The organism is Vibrio sp. V08_P9A1T1 (genome assembly GCF_963874405.1).
In the GTDB taxonomy this organism is placed as follows: domain Bacteria; phylum Pseudomonadota; class Gammaproteobacteria; order Enterobacterales; family Vibrionaceae; genus Vibrio; species Vibrio anguillarum.
Genome location: NZ_CAWNIB010000122.1, coordinates 1 through 17,591 on the forward strand (window position 1 = coordinate 1; position 17,591 = coordinate 17,591).

Consider the following 17,591-nt stretch of genomic DNA (forward strand, 5'->3'; position numbering starts at 1 on the left):
CTTTATAGTAGTGTTCGGTAAGGTGGATACGTCATCTTACTCTTCCGACTAAAAAATTAAGGACAACATGATGGCGGACTTTCCAACGATTGAAGCATATGTCGGGCAAACGCCTTTAGTTCGCTTACAGCGACTGGCGGCTCACACCTCAAGCACCGTATTGGTCAAGCTAGAAGGCAATAACCCAGCAGGTTCAGTCAAAGATCGCCCAGCACTCAATATGATAGTGCAAGCAGAGCGTCGCCAAGAGATCCAGCCGGGCGATACCATCATTGAAGCGACCAGCGGCAACACGGGTATTGCGCTGGCAATGGCGGCCGCCATCAAAGGCTACAAAATGATTTTAATCATGCCGGATAATGCCACCCAAGAGCGTAAAGACGCGATGAAAGCGTATGGTTGTGAGCTCATTTTAGTCAGCAAAGAGCAAGGCATGGAAGGAGCGCGCGATTTAGCATTAAAAATGCAAAGTGAAGGCAAAGGAAAAGTACTCGATCAATTCAATAACCCCGACAACCCGCAAGCTCATTTTGATTCTACTGGCCCAGAAATTTGGCAACAAAGCCACGGGGAAATCACCCACTTTGTCTCAAGTATGGGCACAACGGGCACCATCATGGGCACTTCTCGCTATCTAAAAACGCAAAATCCAGAGATAAGCATTGTCGGTTTACAACCAGCAGAAGGCAGTGCAATTCCGGGTATTCGCCGCTGGCCTCAAGCTTATTTACCCGGCATTTTTGAATCATCACGTGTTGATGTGGTACTCGATATCGAAGAGCAAGATGCCATCAATACGGCTCGTGCTTTGGCAACCCAAGAAGGTATTTGCGCTGGCGTCAGCTCTGGAGGCGCCGTTTTCGCTGCGTTACAAATCGCGCAACAAAATCCCGGAGCGGTGGTTGTTGCCATCATTTGCGATCGAGGCGATCGTTATCTCTCATCCGGTCTTTTTTCTTAGATCAAATCTCCAACCCAACGGGCTAATCAGTGCTGAACGCGCTCATCACTTTTTAGCCCTTGGCTTTGCTTCCACATCAGCATCCCTTGATTGCTCAGCAATAGCGAAGTTTGTTATCCTCTCCAACTCTTTAAATGCATGTTCTGACGATTCTTTCTAACTCATGTCAGAGCTAAGGCCGCTGCCATTCCTGTAGGGTGGTCATTTTCACAGTCAGCCATTGATAATCGAGTGACGAATAACATGAGCAAATCCAGCGCATCTTCCGCCGAGTCTTCACCACAGCACACCCCGATGATGCGGCAATATCTGCAATTGAAAGCCGAAAACCCCGATATTCTGCTCTTTTATCGGATGGGCGATTTCTACGAGCTGTTTTACGATGACGCTAAACGCGCATCGCAATTGCTGGAAATATCACTCACCAAACGCGGTGCTTCTGCGGGTGAGCCTATTCCAATGGCGGGCGTTCCCTATCACGCCGTGGAAGGTTACTTAGCGAAATTGGTACAGCAGGGCGAATCCGTCGCGATTTGTGAACAAATTGGCGATCCTGCCACCAGCAAAGGCCCCGTTGAGCGTAAAGTGGTGCGGATTGTCACACCCGGTACGGTCACGGATGAAGCCTTGCTCTCTGAGCGAGTCGATAACTTAATTGCTGCCATCTACCACCACGATGGTCGCTTTGGCTACGCAACCTTAGACATCACTTCAGGGCGCTTCCAACTGAGTGAGCCAGAAACCGAAGAGGCGATGGCCGCCGAACTGCAACGCACCGCACCGCGCGAACTGCTCTTCCCTGAAGATTTCACGCCAGTCACTTTAATGGGCAATCGCAAAGGAAACCGTCGCCGCCCTATTTGGGAATTTGAGTTAGAGACAGCAAAACAGCAGTTGAACCAACAATTTGGTACGCGTGATTTGGTCGGTTTTGGCGTAGAACAGGCTAAACTGGGCTTATGCGCCGCTGGCTGCTTGATTCAATACGTGAAAGATACGCAGCGCACTGCACTGCCTCATATTCGTTCACTGACGTTTGATCGCCAAGATCACTCAGTGATCTTAGATGCCGCCACGCGCCGTAATTTAGAGATCACGCAGAACTTGTCCGGTGGCTTTGATAACACCTTAGCGGAAGTGCTCGATCATTGCGCCACCCCAATGGGCAGCCGCATGCTCAAACGCTGGTTACACCAACCGATGCGCTGTATTGATACGCTGAATCAACGCCTTGATGCGATCGGCGAGTTGAAACAGCTTGCTCTGTTTAGTGAATTACAACCTGTGCTGAAACAGATTGGCGATATTGAACGTATTCTTGCTCGTTTGGCATTGCGTTCCGCTCGCCCAAGAGACTTAGCACGCCTGCGACATGCGATGCAGCAATTGCCGCAGCTCAGTGAAATACTGCAACCCTTGTCGCAACCCCACTTAGTTCAGTTAACTCATCATGTACAACCATTAGATGAGCTGTGCACACTGCTTGAGCGAGCGATCAAAGACAACCCACCAGTTGTGATTCGTGATGGTGGCGTGATTGCCGATGGCTACAGCGCCGAACTGGATGAATGGCGTGATTTAGCCAACGGCGCAACCGAATACTTGAATAAATTAGAAGTTGAAGAGCGCGAACGTCACGGCATTGATACGCTAAAAGTCGGCTACAACGCGATTCACGGTTTCTACATTCAAGTCAGCCGTGGCCAGAGTCACCTTGTTCCTCCTCACTATGTGCGCCGCCAAACGCTGAAAAATGCCGAGCGTTATATTATTGCCGAGCTAAAAGCGCATGAAGATAAAGTGCTCAACTCGAAATCGAAAGCACTGGCAGTGGAAAAGCAGCTTTGGGAAGAGTTATTTGACTTATTGTTGCCTCATTTAGAGCAGATGCAAAACCTTGCATCTTCGCTATCGCAGCTCGATGTGTTGCAAAACCTTGCCGAGCGCGCTGAAAGCTTAGATTACTGTCGCCCGACCTTGAGTAAAGAGCCAGCGATCCATATTCAAGCGGGCCGTCACCCTGTCGTTGAGCAAGTGATGAATGACCCCTTCATTGCCAACCCAATTGAGCTCAATCTGAAACGAAAAATGTTGATCATTACCGGGCCTAACATGGGCGGTAAATCGACCTACATGCGCCAAACTGCATTGATTACTTTATTAGCGCATATCGGTTGCTATGTGCCAGCAGAAGCAGCACGCATCGGTTCGATTGACCGCATCTTCACCCGCATTGGTGCATCGGACGATCTCGCCTCTGGTCGCTCTACTTTCATGGTTGAAATGACCGAAACTGCCAACATTTTGCATAATGCGACACAAAATAGCTTGGTATTGATGGATGAAATTGGCCGCGGCACCAGTACCTATGATGGGTTATCACTGGCTTGGGCAAGTGCACAATGGCTCGCAAGCCAAATTGGCGCGCTAACGCTATTTGCCACTCATTATTTTGAACTGACCGAGCTACCAAACCAGCTACCTCACTTAGCCAACGTGCATTTAGATGCCGTGGAACATGGCGATAGCATTGCCTTTATGCATGCGGTTCAAGAAGGGGCGGCAAGTAAATCTTACGGCCTAGCAGTAGCAGGTCTTGCTGGCGTGCCTAAAACAGTGATCAAAAACGCGCGCGCTAAACTGTCGCAGCTCGAGTTATTGAGTCAACAGCAGCCCAATGGCAGCAAAAGCTCAACCGTAGATATTGCTAATCAACTCAGTTTGATCCCAGCCCCAAGCGAAGTCGAACAGGCATTAGCAGCTATTGATCCTGACGATCTAACGCCTCGCCAAGCGTTAGAAGCGCTTTATCGCTTGAAGAAGCTAATGTAACAATCTGATATTAAAAATAAAAAAGGCATCGATTTTAAGTCGGTGCCTTTTGTGTTTTTATGCAATAGTTTTATAAATCAATGGTTTTATGAATCAATGGTTTATGAATCAAGGTATTGTTGAGCTAACCTTTAGTCGTATTCAACATTAAACAGCGCTTCCATGTTCAAGCCTTGTTTAACCAAGATCTCTCTCAAACGACGTAGGCCTTCCACTTGAATTTGACGAACTCGTTCACGGGTTAAGTTAATTTCGCGCCCTACCTCTTCTAAGGTGGACGGTTCATAACCTAATAGTCCAAAACGGCGTGCAAGTACCTCTTTTTGTTTTGGGTTTAGTTCATCTAACCAATTCAGTAGTGATTCACGGATATCATCATCTTGCGTAGAAATTTCAGGATCAGAGTTGTTCGCATCTGGGATGATATCGAGTAGTGCTTTATCACCATCACCGCCAATCGGTGTATCAACAGAACTGATACGCTCGTTAAGACGCAGCATTTTACTGACATCTTCTACTGGCTTATCCAGTTGGAACGCAATTTCTTCTGCGGTAGGTTCATGATCTAACTTCTGCGATAGCTCGCGAGCCGTACGAAGGTAGATATTCAACTCTTTAACGACGTGAATTGGCAAACGGATAGTGCGCGTTTGGTTCATTAATGCACGTTCAATGGTTTGACGGATCCACCAAGTAGCATAGGTTGAGAATCTAAAGCCACGTTCTGGATCAAATTTTTCTACCGCACGGATCAAGCCTAAATTACCCTCTTCAATTAGATCGAGTAAAGCTAAGCCACGATTACCATAACGGCGAGAAATTTTAACGACCAAACGTAAGTTACTTTCGATCATGCGTTTACGAGCAGCTTCATCGCCTCTCAGTGAACGACGAGCATAAAGTACTTCTTCTTGGGCTGTTAATAATGGAGAAAAACCAATCTCGCTAAGATACATCTGTGTTGCATCTAAGCTTTTTGTTGACGCGTCAAATCCTTCTTTGGCATCTTCGATTTGAACATCGTCATCGCTTTGGCTTTTAGTGGTGGTGAGTTCTTCATCAACCTCAATCGAATCCATGATCTCTTGGTCTTCAAACTCTTCGACTTTCGTTACTGCATTGCTGATACTCATAGCGCCTCCCCCTGGCGAGCTAGCAAGACATTACTACTTTCTAATGTCGCTACATGACTCTTTCAAGTATGTTTACGGTAAGTAGCGTTTTGGATTCACCGACTTACCTTGATAACGAATTTCAAAGTGTAAACGAACACTACTGGTTCCTGAGCTGCCCATGGTTGCTATTTTTTGGCCAGCTTTAACACTTTGTCCTTCTTTTACCAGTAACCGATCGTTATGAGCATAAGCACTGAGGTAGTTATCATTATGTTTAACAATCACAAGATTGCCGTAACCTCTTAATGCATTTCCCGAATAGACAACGGTTCCTGCAGCAGTTGATAAAATGGATTGACCACGCTGTCCTGCGATATCGATCCCTTTATTTCCTTGATCGCCTGCTGAAAAGTTTTTAATTATTCTCCCTTGTGTCGGCCATAACCATTTTGAAACTTTATCATCTTTTGGTTTAGCAAAGGTTACATTAGCATTAACATTTTGCTTACCTTTTGAATCAACATACTCTTTTGATTTCGATTGTTCAACTACCTTAGGAGGATCTTTTTTTGCGACTTTGGTCGAAGAACTTGCGGCATTAGATCCACTATTTTGATTAGAGTTTTTACTCACTCCGTCTACAACCATTGGAGGGGAAACTAAGCCAGCCATTGTGCTCGAAGGGGTTGCAGCCACAATGACTTCTGTTACACCATTACCACCGTAAGCAGGAGGCGTGTAATTGGGGATCCATAATTTGAGTTTTTGACCGGGATGAATGGTGTAAGGTTTTTTTAAATTATTGAAACGGATCAAGTCGTTTACATTTTTATCTGTGACATAAGATATAAAATAGAGCGTATCGCCTTTTTGCACTTCGTAAAAACTGCCGCGATAACTACCACGAGGAATGGCATTATAGTCTTTATTGAGCCCAGAAACGGGTGCAGGAGTATGAGCAGCACATCCGATAAGGACGCTACTCATTAGCACCATTATTACTCTGTTTCTTAGGTTACTCATCATCACTAAGCTAAATCACCGGCAACTAAAGGAACAAAACGCACCATCTCAATGGTGTTAGAAATAAAATCATCGCCTTGGCGAACTATTTTCAATAACTGTTGCTCACTACTGCCGACAGGGATCACTAAACGGCCACCTTCCGTAAGCTGATCAAGCAGCGCATTTGGGACAAATTCGGCTGCCGCCGTAACAATGATCGCATCAAAAGGAGCTTTAGCATCCCAGCCCAACCAGCCATCACCATGCTTAGTGGAGACGTTATAAATATCAAGTTGCTTTAAACGACGCTTCGCGTCCCACTGTAATGACTTGATCCGTTCAATCGAATACACGTGCTCAACCAACTGGGCAAGCACAGCGGTTTGATAACCCGATCCTGTGCCAATTTCTAAGACCTTACTCTGCGGCTCAAGTTCTAAAAGCTGCGTCATTTTTGCCACAATGTAAGGTTGTGAAATCGTTTGTCCTTGGCCTATCGGCAAGGCATTGTTGTCATAGGCTTGATGCATCATCGCCTGAGAAACAAAGCTTTCTCTTGGCAAACAATGAATGGCATCCAAAACGGTTTGATCTTGGATACCATTCGCGATCAGAAATTCAATTAATCTGTCGGCATGTGGATTGGCCATTACCCTTTTTCCTTCAACCAGTTATCCATACTTGGCAGTGACTCATGAGCCGTGAGATCAACCTGCAACGGCGTCAAGGAGACATAGCCATGCTCAATCGCATAGAAATCAGTCCCTTGCCCTGCATCTTGCTCTTTACCCGGAGGACCTAACCAATAAATATCATGCCCACGAGGATCTTTCTGCTTAATCATACTTTCTGCGTGATGGCGAGCACCTAAACGCGTCACTTGAATACCCGCTAACTCCTCAAATGGACGATCTGGTACGTTCACATTCAATAATCGATTGGTTGGGATCGGGGCATTGAGATGCTGTTCGACCAACTGGCGCGCTATCTGCGCTGCCGTAGTAAAATTAGCCGTCCCGACCAATGAAAATGCGATCGCTTGCACCCCAAGAAAATGCCCTTCCATCGCCGCCGCAACCGTGCCCGAATAGAACACGTCATCGCCCAAATTCGCACCATGATTGATGCCTGTCAGCACCAAATCAGGCAGATCATCTTTGAGCAGTTCATTGAGTGCAAAATGCACACAATCGGTTGGTGTGCCTTGCACTGAATAGGTATTGGGTGCAATGAGATCCACACGAAGCGGCTGCTCTAATGTCAGCGAATTGGAGGCTCCTGACCGATTACGATCCGGCGCGACAATCACGATCTCGGCGAGATCCGCCAGAGCGCGTGCTAGGGTATTTAAACCTTGCGCGTATACACCATCATCATTGCTTAATAAAATCTTCATCGAGTTTTATCCTTAGAACTCGCGTTCAACCGCTATCTCTTCAACCAATTCACGAATGACTGAGGTAGCAAAACTTCCTGCATCTAAATCAAAACGTAACGTCACATTGTCTTGTTCAACTGTCCAAGAAAAATTCTGAGGCTTAAGCATCACCGCCCGGCGCTCATGACGCATGCGATTGCTGCGGATCAGTGCCATCAAGTCAGGTTCAGCATCAAGGTGAACTTGTTCTAAATCTAAAGCCTCGCCTTGCGTCGGTAGTGCGTTATCGCCCGCCAAAGCAGCACTTATTTGCACTTCATTCAATGCCAGTTTGTTATTGAGATCGGTAAGATTCGCCAAGGTGACTAAGGTTGTTTTATCTCCCTCAAGTGCGATATCTCCTTCGATAAATTGGTGTAACTTATCTTGCTCGATACGGGCAGAGACAATTTGGTTGAAAATCCACGAACGGGCCGCCGAAAGATACAAACTGCGCTGATTTTGGTTACGTGAACGCACGTTCTCTTTTCCCCAGCGACGCGCTTCACTGAGGTTATTGCCGTGATTGCCAAAACGTTGGCTACCAAAATAATTAGGCACACCGTGCGTGGCGATGTGCTCTAATCGTGTCACGACTTCAGCGGTGTCGGTGACTTCAGAAAGCGTGATTTCAAAATGATTGCCGACTAAATCTCCGGGGCGCAACTTTTTATTGTGACGCGTAGTTTCCAGAATTTCGATGCTCGGATATTGAGCCAAAAACTCGGTGAAATCTGGCGTCTCACCTTTTGGTAAATGTACACTGAGCCACTGCTGCGTAACCGCATGACGATCTTTCAGACCAGCCCAACTCACATCTTTTGATTTCACACCACATGCTTTAGCCAATTCATTGACCACAAAACTGGTATTTTCACCAGTTTTACGAATATGAACCATTAAGTGTTCACCACTTCCTGCCAGTTCGAATCCTAAGTCTTCAATCACTTTAAAGTGCTCTGGCTTGGCTTTTATTTTGGCTTTCGCGGCTGGTTTACCACAAAGGTAAGCCAATGAAGATAATATATCTGACATGTTTTCATCCGTCGCTGACGCGAGTTGGCGGTAATAATAAAAACAGCGACGCATGAGCCGCTATTGCGCGTTACTGAGCGTGCCATTCGTTGGCGGTAGTCCATCAATAACGTGTTTTTACATAGAAGGAGAGGTAAGTGAATTACCATTACCTCTTCAATTTGGGTCGTTTTATTAAGGCGATATTATGCTTTGATCAACCGTGCATTTAATCTGTAGTACATTTGATCAATAAGACAACCGCTTCGCAAGCAATACCTTCTTTGCGCCCAGTGAAACCAAGGCGCTCGGTTGTGGTTGCTTTGACGTTAATATTATCTAGCGTCGTTTCAAGATCTTGCGCAATGGCAGCGCACATCGCTTCAATATACGGCGCCATCTTCGGCGCTTGCGCGATAATGGTGACGTCGGCATTTCCTAAACGGTAGCCTTGCGCTTTCACACGGCGATAGACATCTTTCAATAATTCACGGCTATCTGCCCCTTTCCATTTATCATCGGTATCGGGGAAATGGCGGCCAATATCACCTGCGGCAATCGCGCCAAGCAGCGCATCACTTAAAGCATGCAAGGCGACATCACCATCGGAATGAGCAATTAAGCCTTGCTCATAAGGAACGGCAATTCCCCCAATGATGACTGGGCCTTCACCGCCAAATTTATGAACATCAAAACCGTGGCCAATTCTAATCATGGTTATTTCCTATTGCGGCTAGTGAAGAAGTACGACCTAAATAAAACTCAGCTAAAGCGAGATCTTCGGGTTGCGTAATTTTGAGATTATCCGCTCGCCCAGCGACCAACGCTGGATGTAACCCTTGCCACTCCATTGCGGATGCTTCATCGGTGATGATGACTTGCTGATCTAATGCGTCCGACAAAGCCTCAAAAAGCGGCTTGGCTCTAAACATCTGTGGGGTGAGTGCATGCCATAATGCGACGCGATCAACGGTATGATCAATGTTGTTTTCGCCATCAGCACGCTTCATTGTGTCTCGAACGGGTGCAGCTAAAATCGCACCTACCGGATGCTCTTTAGCTGTCGTAATCAATCGGTCAATATCTGCAAAAGTAAGACAAGGCCGCGCTGCATCATGCACGAGAACCCATTCACCTAGGGAATTAGCTAAAACATATTGCAGCGCCGAGAGCACCGAGTCGGCTCGCTCTTGACCACCGCTGACACGAATAACATTGGGGTTAGTGGCTAATGGCAGAGCAAAATAGTAAGGATCATCGTCACTGACGGCGACAACAACGCGATCAATATTAGGGTGCGCGAGCAGCGTCGCTATTGTGTGTTCGAGAACGGTTTTGTTGTGTATGGTTAAATACTGTTTCGGACGATCTGCTTGCATTCGGCTGCCAACACCAGCAGCCGGTACAATCGCGGTAAGAGAAAGCGTACTGTGCGGCATTTATTGACTATCCTCACCGACCAATCGATAGAAAGTTTCACCTTCTTTTATCATTCCTAATTCATGACGCGCTCGCTCTTCAATCGCGTCCAATCCTTGTCGTAAATCATCAATTTCGACGAACATTTCCGAATTTCGTAGCGTTAGGTTTTCGTTTACTTGTTGCTGCACGTCAATTTCATCGACAATGGTTCGATAATCAGCAATGCCATTTTTACCGAGCCACAAATCGTACTGTAATAAACCGAATAATAACGCCAATGTCACCGCAAAAAGTCGCATCACATCTATAACCATTCAAAACGTTCACTATGAAAGAGAACGTAAACGATAAACAAAGCGTGCTGTTTAAAAAAAGTGACGCTCTAACACAGCACGAAAATGATGGCTATTTATACCACAAGCCTTTATTTAACTCATCATTAGGAACGCAAATAAGCCGCCACCCAGAATTAAACGGTAAATGACAAACGGAGTCATGCCCATTTTAGAAATCAGTTTTAAGAAGAAATGGATACAAATATAAGCACTGATAAAGGAGGTCAGGATACCCGTCGTTAAGAAACCAAAATGCACAGGTTCGCCACTGGTCACCAGCTTTAACCCTAAATAGCCACCCGCCAAAACAATGATAGGAATCGACATCAAGAAAGAAAAACGCGCGGCCGCTTCACGAGTAAAACCAAGATACAACGCCGCAGTGATGGTCGCTCCTGAGCGAGAGGTACCGGGGATAACCGCAACCGCTTGTGCCAAACCAATCATCAGCGATTTTTTCCAATCGGCTTGGTATTCATCATCCGCTAATGGAGCGTTTTTATCGACATACCACAGTAATAGACCAAAAATAATAGTGGTGGTTGCTATCACCCAAGCACTGCGTAGGTAGAGTTCAACAATATCTTTCATAAAAAAGCCGAAAATACAGGCAGGAATGGTTGCTAGTACGATCATCCATGCCAGTTTCGATTCTTTACTGCGCTCGCCTTTAAAAATCGAGGCAAAAAAAGCGCGCAGTAAAGTCACGACTTCTTTCCTAAAATAGATAACCACGGCAGCTAATGTGCCGACATGCACCGCCACATCAAAGGCAAGACCTTGATCTTCCCAGCCTAAAATGGCTGAAGGCAAAATTAAATGGGCGGAGCTGGAGATAGGTAAAAATTCGGTTAAGCCTTGAATCAAAGCCAAAAAAAACGCTTCTAAATAACTCATTACTGACTCTTATTAATTAATGTCGAACCAAAGTTTGACAGGGGTGAGCGATTCTAAGTTGATCGCCTGTTGCCATATTTGACGCACACTACGACCATCATTGGGAACGATCCGTTCCGGTGACAAATCGTAAAGTGGTTGTATGACAAATGGATATTTAAAGATATCACTGCGTGGCAGTTCAGGATCTTGCGCTGAAATTTCTTCACCAAACAAGATGATATCGAGATCTAAGGTGCGATCTTGAAATTTTTTCGCCTGCGGGTCGCGCCCCCATCGAGATTCAATCGCTCGAAGTTGCGCCACGAAATCACTCAACGAAAGCCTTGTTTCCAGCGCAACGACTAAATTATAAAAAGCCGCACTATTGAAACCAACCGATGCACATTCGTAAATGGTCGAGATCTGTAGATGATTTCCGATGGTCGACAATTCCTCGATGGCCGCTTCGATATGTTTGCGTCTTTCAATATTAGAACCGACGCCAACATAGACCGTCGTCATGCATGGCCTCGTTCAATGATAACGCCAACACTGGATGCCTGTGCTACCGCGCCGGGCTTTGCTAAGCGAATTTTAACCCAAGGAACGGAAAAACGCTGCATCAGAAGCTCTGCTACTTCTTCTGCAACACGCTCTACCAATAAAAAGCGACCATTTTCAATATGTGCGATCACCGCTTGACTCACTTGTGCGTAGTCTAATGCATCGCTCACATCATCACTTTTACCTGCGGGTTGATTGTCGTGCGCCATTTCGATGTCGAGCACCAACTTCTGCTTGATCTCTTGTTCCCAATCATACACACCAATGGTGGTGATCACCGTCAGCTGCTCAATAAAGACTTTGTCCATTTTTGCGTCTCTTCCTCTAGAGGTCGGATACCCTAATTACGTAAAAAATCGTACTATTTTGCCTAATCGCGATATCATATACCCAAACTGAGTCGAGATGCGAAATCCAAAACATTTTTTTGCTTTTCATCATGTTTAACAATGGCTTGTGAACTTGCTTTAGGGCATTTCCACTGCAGAGGTACTTATGACACCACTCGCACTGATAATGATCATTTCTGCCTATTTACTGGGTTCGATCTCAAGTGCGGTGTTGATCTGCCGTTTATTACGCCTGCCCGATCCTCGCAATATGGGCTCAAATAACCCCGGTGCAACTAACGTATTACGCATTGGTGGAAAAAAAGCCGCCATCGCGGTACTGCTGTGTGACATGCTCAAAGGTACTATTCCCGTATGGGGCAGCTACTATTTGGGGATTGACCCCATTCTATTGGGCCTAGTCGCCATCGCCGCTTGCCTTGGCCATATGTATCCTATTTTCTTTCATTTTAAAGGCGGAAAAGGTGTTGCAACAGCACTGGGAGCCATCGCACCGATCGGTTTAGATCTCACCGCACTTATCATATTGACTTGGGTCAGCGTTGCATTTTTATTTCGCTATTCATCCTTAGCGGCTTTGGTTACCGTGCTGCTCGCTCCGTTCTACACTTGGTTGATCAAACCGCAATATACCTTACCGGTAGCAATGCTGTGCTGCCTTATCGTGTTTCGTCATCACCAAAATATTAAACGGTTATTGGCTGGCACAGAGCCGAAAGTGGGTGAGAAAAAAACGCTTGGTTCTTGAGCTAGCTTGGATGATGGATAAACCCGCTTGCAAATAACGTCAATGACGAATAAGTAAAAGGCCTCTTACGAAGCCTTTTTTGATTAAGCATGACCCGGTAATTAGGGAAGACTAGCTAAGCGCTTTTTTCAAGAAACGGGTCAACATGGCGGTAACGTATTCAGGTTGTTCTAAGTTACTGATATGTCCAGCATTAGCAATAACCTCTAACTCACTGCCGTGAATGGCATCATTCATTAAGTAAGCCTCAAGAGGCGGACGAGGCATATCTTCAGCACCAGCTGCAATCAACACTGGCAACCTCAATTGCTCCACCTCTTCAATCATGTCACGACGACCGAAGATCATTTTCCCCAACCGAGCCACTTCCACCGCTTGTTGACCAGTAAGCGCCGATAAATGTTGCTTGAATCCAGCCACTGATGCCGGAGATTTCTGCTCGCCATCTTTTGCAAAAAACATCGGTACAACTGCATCAACAATCGGTGCTGGCACTTGCTGCATCGCCGCAATCGCATCGAGCATGGCAAAATATTTTGCATGGCTGACTTCAGGCTCTAGACCAACAAAGGTATCCATCATCACTAATGATTTCACGCGCGCAGGCGCAAGAACGGCTAACTCAGCCCCCCACATTCCACCTACAGAAAGACCAATGATAGAAAACTGCTCAATCGATAAGTGGTCCATCAAAGCCAAAATATGCTGAGCATAATCTTTTAGTGTGTTCATGGATGACGGTGCGAAATCTGACTGACCATGCGCCCATAAATCAGGTACGATACAGCGGTAGTGTTGACTCAACGCTTCCACCTGAGGTGCCCACATTGCGCTGTCCCACAGATAACTGTGACCGAAAACAAGCACTTCACCTTGCCCTTGATCCAAATAACGCATCTGGCAATCATCAATAACAAATGTCTTCATTGTGAATCCAATATTAGTAAAGTAGGTTGGCATTGTAGCATTGATATGAGCGATAACAGCTCAGAGCAGAATGTAAGCAATGGCTAATTAAAATCGATACAGAACGCAACAGAAACGGAAGTACCAAAGAACAAAACGGCCTCTAAAAAGAGACCGTTGTGACACCCGCTAAATAATGGGTTTAAGTTGATCAATCGGCCAGCGAGGTGTTGCCTGCACCGCTAAATCGACTGTTTCACCATTTTTTAAACGCTGCATACCCGCATAAGCAATCATTGCACCGTTGTCGGTACAAAACTCAGTACGTGGGTAATACACTTCGCCACCAATTTTTTTCGCCAGTGCGCCAAGCTCTGCGCGTAACTGTTTATTGGCACTCACGCCACCGGCAATAACAATACGTTTCATGCCAGTTTGCTCAAGGGCTCGCTTGCACTTAATCACTAAAGTGCCACACACCGCCTCTTGAAAGGCATACGCAATATCTGCTCGGGTCTGATCATCATTCTCATTAGCTGCAATCGTATTGGCTGTAAATGTTTTTAAACCAGAGAAACTCATGTCTAACCCTGGTCGATCCGTCATCGGACGCGGAAACTTAAAACGCCCTGGCGTTCCTTTTTCTGCCAAACGAGCCAACAATGGCCCCCCAGGATAATCAAGCCCCATCAGCTTCGCGGTTTTATCAAACGCCTCACCGGCCGCATCATCAATAGACTCTCCGAGGATCTTATATTCACCAATCCCTTTCACCTCTACCATCATGGAATGACCACCGGAAACCAGTACGGCCACAAACGGAAACGGAGGCGGATTATCTTCAAGCATCGGAGCTAAAAGGTGCCCTTCCATATGGTGAACAGGCACCGCAGGCACATTCCACGCATAAGCCAAACTACGGCCAATCGTCGCGCCAACAAGCAGCGCACCCACTAAACCAGGACCTGCGGTGTAAGCCACGCCATCAATATCCGCAGGCGTCAAATTCGCTTCAGCCATCGCTGCTTTTATCAGTGGAATGGTCTTTTTAACATGGTCTCTAGAAGCAAGCTCCGGCACCACACCGCCGTAATCGGCGTGCAGTTTTACTTGGCTGTACAATTGATGAGAAAGTAAGCCTTTCTCTTCGTCATAAATGGCGATGCCAGTCTCGTCACACGAGGTTTCAATACCAATAATGCGCATAATTTTCTCAGCACGCTTTCATCAACAATTGGAAATGGCCGCCATGTTACCCCGCCTTGGCTCCGTAAACAAATTTTGTACAGACTATAATCGACAAAGTGCTTTACAAAGCTATTGCGATCGGATTAAAATTCCGCACCATTTTTGATCAAGCTGATAACCGAGCAAACAGACAAGAAATCTTGTGGTTTAAGCCTCAAAATATCAGCGTTAACGAATAACCCCTGAGGTGAAAGGCATATGCCAATAGTTAAAGTACGTGAAAACGAACCGTTCGATGTTGCATTACGTCGTTTCAAGCGCTCTTGCGAAAAAGCAGGTATCCTTTCTGAAGTGCGTCGTCGTGAGCACTATGAAAAACCAACTACCGTTCGCAAACGCGCTAAAGCAGCAGCTCAAAAGCGTCACGCTAAGAAGCTAGCTCGCGAAAACGCACGTCGCGTTCGCCTGTACTAATAACCTTTTTCCATTAAGGAACGAGAGTTATGGCTCTAATTGATATCCTCAAAGAAGAGCAAAAATTAGCGATGAAAGCCAAGGATAAAGTACGCCTTGGCACTATTCGTTTAGCCTTATCCGCGATCAAACAACGAGAAGTCGACGAGCAGATCACCCTGAACGACGACGATATTCTTGCTGTGATGGTAAAAATGGTTAAACAGCGTCGTGATTCTGTCGCTCAATATGAAGCTGCCAATCGTCAAGATCTCGCAGATGCAGAGCAAGCAGAAATCACTATCCTTGAGGCATTTATGCCTCAGCCGTTGAGCGATGATGAAGTGAGCGCATTAATTGATGATGCGATCACCCAGTCCGCTGCTGCTGGCATGCAAGACATGGGGAAAGTGATGGCTGTCTTGAAACCGCAAATTCAAGGGCGTGCAGATATGGGTAAAGTCAGCGGATTAGTTCGAACTAAACTCGCTTAAATGCCCGCATCAAATTGCATCAAGCCGTGCTATCCTCTGGAGCGCACGGCTTGTTTGTATCTAATCATTCGTTTTAATCTTTTCTTTTAGGTTTTATGGCAGGACACATCCCTCGCAGTTTTATTGATGATCTCCTTGCTCGACTTGATATTGTCGACATCATAGACGCACGTGTGAAACTTAAGAAAAAAGGTAAGAACTACGGTGCTTGCTGCCCATTCCATAATGAAAAAACGCCCTCATTTAGTGTAAGCCAAGAAAAACAGTTCTATCACTGCTTTGGTTGTGGCGTGCATGGCAACGCCATCGACTTCATGATGGAATATGAACGCCTTGAATTCGTCGAGGCCATCGAAGAATTGGCTTCTTTTGTGGGGCTAGAAGTTCCCCGAGAGCAACGCTCTAGTGGCCATTTCTCATCAGCCCCTAAAGCCAATAGTGAAGAAAAACGCACCCTTTATGACTTAATGGGCAGCATTGCGCAGTTTTACCGCAACCAACTCAAAGTTCCGGGTAATCGTCATGCCATCGAGTACCTAAAAGATCGCGGTCTTTCTGGCGAAATCGTGCAGAAATTTGGTATTGGCTATATTGCTGACGAATGGGATTTAGTGCGCAAAAACTTCGGCCAACAACAAGAAAGCCAAGAGATGCTCCTCACTGGCGGCATGTTGATCGAAAATGACAAAGGCAACCGCTACGATCGTTTTCGTGGACGTATTATGTTTCCCATTCGCGACCGCCGCGGACGAGTGATCGGCTTTGGTGGACGCGTTACTGGTGATGGAACGCCAAAATACCTGAACTCACCAGAAACCCCCATTTTCCATAAAGGTAAAGAGCTGTATGGCCTATACGATGTCATGCAAGCCTATCGTGAACCCCCGCAAATATTAGTGGTTGAAGGTTATATGGATGTGGTGGCACTGGCGCAATATGGAGTGGACTACTCGGTTGCTTCGCTAGGAACCTCAACTACTGGCGATCACCTGCAACTGCTTTTTCGCCAAACCAATACGGTGGTCTGTTGCTATGATGGTGACCGAGCAGGGCGAGAAGCGGCGTGGCGCGCACTGGAAAATGCATTGAGTTATCTCAAAAGTGGCAATATTCTTAAATTTCTGTTTTTACCTGACGGTGAAGACCCAGATAGCTACATCAGAACCCATGGAAAAGCGGCCTTTGAACAGTTAGTGCAAGATGCTGAACCCCTATCCAAATACCTATTTACCAACCTACTGTCACAAGTTGATGTCGGTAATAACGAAGGGAAAGCGGCGCTTGAGGCGCTAGCATTACCACTGATTAATAAAGTGCCAGACACATCTCTACAAGCGCAATTGCTCAAAATATTAGGGCAAAAAACTGGGATTTATAAAAAGCCATCACTGCCAGAATCAGACAAACACCGCTCACAGCCACACAAAGAGCTCAAACGCACACCGATGCGTGAAGTGATCGCTTTGCTTATTCAAAATCCAAGCTATGCTGAAATGGTGCCTGATATTTCCAGCGTTCAATCCTTGCCCATACCCGGTTTAAGTTTATTAATTGAGGTACTTGAGAATTGTCAAGCGTACCCCAATATTACTACAGGCCAATTGCTTGAACACTGGCGCGGTAATAAAAACGAGACCCTTCTGTCTCGCCTCGCAAGTTGGGAAATTCCACTTGTTGAAGACAACCAAGAAGAACTATTTTTAGATTCATTGGACAAAATATTGGCTCAATGCATCGAAAAGCAAATTGAAAACCTGCAGGCAAAAGAAAGAAGCGTCGGTTTATCAGCCGAAGAGAGACGGGAGCTTCAAGACTTAATGAAAGACTTGAAAGCGTAACCCAGTTTAAATAGTCAGCAATGAATAAATTTGTTAGTATATGTGGTTTGCATTTCGCATACTAATTCCT

At 46.0% G+C, this 17,591-nt stretch carries 19 protein-coding genes; 6 read left to right on the top strand and 13 right to left on the bottom strand.

What is annotated here, in order from left to right; genetic code table 11:
- Positions 1-70: 70 nt before the first annotated feature.
- Both cysM and mutS read left to right on the top strand, forming a co-directional pair.
- Positions 71-961, top strand: a complete 891-nt coding sequence (gene cysM, locus AACT21_RS06125) for a cysteine synthase CysM (protein ID WP_047688250.1) — start codon at positions 71-73, stop codon at positions 959-961.
- A 243-nt stretch (positions 962-1,204) separates the two neighbouring features.
- Positions 1,205-3,793, top strand: coding sequence for a DNA mismatch repair protein MutS (gene mutS, locus AACT21_RS06130; RefSeq protein ID WP_094163444.1), 2,589 nt, complete (start codon positions 1,205-1,207; stop codon positions 3,791-3,793).
- 131 nt (positions 3,794-3,924) lie between these two features.
- Here the strand turns inward: mutS and rpoS are convergent, their stop codons facing one another.
- The 11 genes from rpoS to folB form a co-directional block, all read right to left on the bottom strand.
- Complete coding sequence (gene rpoS / locus AACT21_RS06135; RefSeq protein WP_017047531.1) at positions 3,925-4,926, bottom strand: RNA polymerase sigma factor RpoS; 1,002 nt, start codon at positions 4,924-4,926, stop codon at positions 3,925-3,927.
- A 72-nt stretch (positions 4,927-4,998) separates the two neighbouring features.
- The gene (gene nlpD, locus AACT21_RS06140; protein WP_026028368.1) at positions 4,999-5,931 is read right to left on the bottom strand and encodes a murein hydrolase activator NlpD; all 933 of its coding nucleotides are present in this window, start codon (positions 5,929-5,931) and stop codon (positions 4,999-5,001) included.
- Between the two features lie 5 nt (positions 5,932-5,936).
- On the bottom strand, positions 5,937-6,563 hold the full coding sequence (locus AACT21_RS06145) for a protein-L-isoaspartate(D-aspartate) O-methyltransferase (RefSeq protein ID WP_088728605.1): 627 nt from the start codon (positions 6,561-6,563) through the stop codon (positions 5,937-5,939).
- Positions 6,563-7,309 (bottom strand): 5'/3'-nucleotidase SurE, encoded by a 747-nt coding sequence (gene surE / locus AACT21_RS06150; protein WP_094163446.1) that lies wholly within the window; start codon positions 7,307-7,309, stop codon positions 6,563-6,565. Before surE ends, AACT21_RS06145 begins: the two co-directional genes overlap by 1 nt.
- Positions 7,310-7,321: 12 nt before the next feature.
- Positions 7,322-8,419 carry a tRNA pseudouridine(13) synthase TruD gene (gene truD, locus AACT21_RS06155; RefSeq protein WP_094163448.1) on the bottom strand — a complete coding sequence of 366 codons (1,098 nt, stop codon included), beginning with the start codon at positions 8,417-8,419 and terminating at the stop codon, positions 7,322-7,324.
- 154 nt (positions 8,420-8,573) lie between these two features.
- Positions 8,574-9,059 (bottom strand): 2-C-methyl-D-erythritol 2,4-cyclodiphosphate synthase, encoded by a 486-nt coding sequence (gene ispF / locus AACT21_RS06160; protein ID WP_013857718.1) that lies wholly within the window; start codon positions 9,057-9,059, stop codon positions 8,574-8,576.
- Positions 9,052-9,783 (bottom strand): 2-C-methyl-D-erythritol 4-phosphate cytidylyltransferase, encoded by a 732-nt coding sequence (gene ispD / locus AACT21_RS06165; RefSeq protein ID WP_010320457.1) that lies wholly within the window; start codon positions 9,781-9,783, stop codon positions 9,052-9,054. The genes ispF and ispD overlap by 8 nt, the downstream gene beginning before the upstream one ends.
- On the bottom strand, positions 9,784-10,065 hold the full coding sequence (ftsB, locus tag AACT21_RS06170) for a cell division protein FtsB (RefSeq protein ID WP_026027578.1): 282 nt from the start codon (positions 10,063-10,065) through the stop codon (positions 9,784-9,786).
- Between the two features lie 129 nt (positions 10,066-10,194).
- Positions 10,195-10,998, bottom strand: a complete 804-nt coding sequence (locus AACT21_RS06175; protein WP_013857720.1) for an undecaprenyl-diphosphate phosphatase — start codon at positions 10,996-10,998, stop codon at positions 10,195-10,197.
- Between the two features lie 12 nt (positions 10,999-11,010).
- Complete coding sequence (gene folK / locus AACT21_RS06180; protein ID WP_017047527.1) at positions 11,011-11,502, bottom strand: 2-amino-4-hydroxy-6-hydroxymethyldihydropteridine diphosphokinase; 492 nt, start codon at positions 11,500-11,502, stop codon at positions 11,011-11,013.
- The gene (gene folB, locus AACT21_RS06185) at positions 11,499-11,852 is read right to left on the bottom strand and encodes a bifunctional dihydroneopterin aldolase/7,8-dihydroneopterin epimerase (RefSeq protein ID WP_017047526.1); all 354 of its coding nucleotides are present in this window, start codon (positions 11,850-11,852) and stop codon (positions 11,499-11,501) included. The genes folK and folB overlap by 4 nt, the downstream gene beginning before the upstream one ends.
- Before the next feature lie 187 nt (positions 11,853-12,039).
- On the opposite strand from folB, the gene plsY reads away from it, so the two are divergent.
- Positions 12,040-12,642 carry a glycerol-3-phosphate 1-O-acyltransferase PlsY gene (gene plsY, locus AACT21_RS06190; RefSeq protein ID WP_017047525.1) on the top strand — a complete coding sequence of 201 codons (603 nt, stop codon included), beginning with the start codon at positions 12,040-12,042 and terminating at the stop codon, positions 12,640-12,642.
- 111 nt (positions 12,643-12,753) lie between these two features.
- On the opposite strand, the gene AACT21_RS06195 is transcribed toward plsY, so the two are convergent.
- Positions 12,754-13,602 (bottom strand): alpha/beta fold hydrolase, encoded by an 849-nt coding sequence (locus AACT21_RS06195; protein WP_094163450.1) that lies wholly within the window; start codon positions 13,600-13,602, stop codon positions 12,754-12,756.
- 135 nt (positions 13,603-13,737) lie between these two features.
- The gene (gene tsaD / locus AACT21_RS06200) at positions 13,738-14,754 is read right to left on the bottom strand and encodes a tRNA (adenosine(37)-N6)-threonylcarbamoyltransferase complex transferase subunit TsaD (protein WP_017046706.1); all 1,017 of its coding nucleotides are present in this window, start codon (positions 14,752-14,754) and stop codon (positions 13,738-13,740) included.
- A 240-nt stretch (positions 14,755-14,994) separates the two neighbouring features.
- On the opposite strand from tsaD, the gene rpsU reads away from it, so the two are divergent.
- The 3 genes from rpsU to dnaG all read left to right on the top strand — a co-directional run bounded on the left by rpsU (position 14,995) and on the right by dnaG (position 17,521).
- Positions 14,995-15,210, top strand: a complete 216-nt coding sequence (gene rpsU, locus AACT21_RS06205; protein WP_004396009.1) for a 30S ribosomal protein S21 — start codon at positions 14,995-14,997, stop codon at positions 15,208-15,210.
- Between the two features lie 29 nt (positions 15,211-15,239).
- A complete protein-coding gene (locus AACT21_RS06210) occupies positions 15,240-15,683 on the top strand; it encodes a GatB/YqeY domain-containing protein (RefSeq protein WP_010318215.1) in 444 nt (147 codons plus the stop codon).
- Positions 15,684-15,778: 95 nt separating this feature from the next.
- Complete coding sequence (gene dnaG / locus AACT21_RS06215; RefSeq protein WP_094163452.1) at positions 15,779-17,521, top strand: DNA primase; 1,743 nt, start codon at positions 15,779-15,781, stop codon at positions 17,519-17,521.
- Positions 17,522-17,591: the final 70 nt, after the last annotated feature.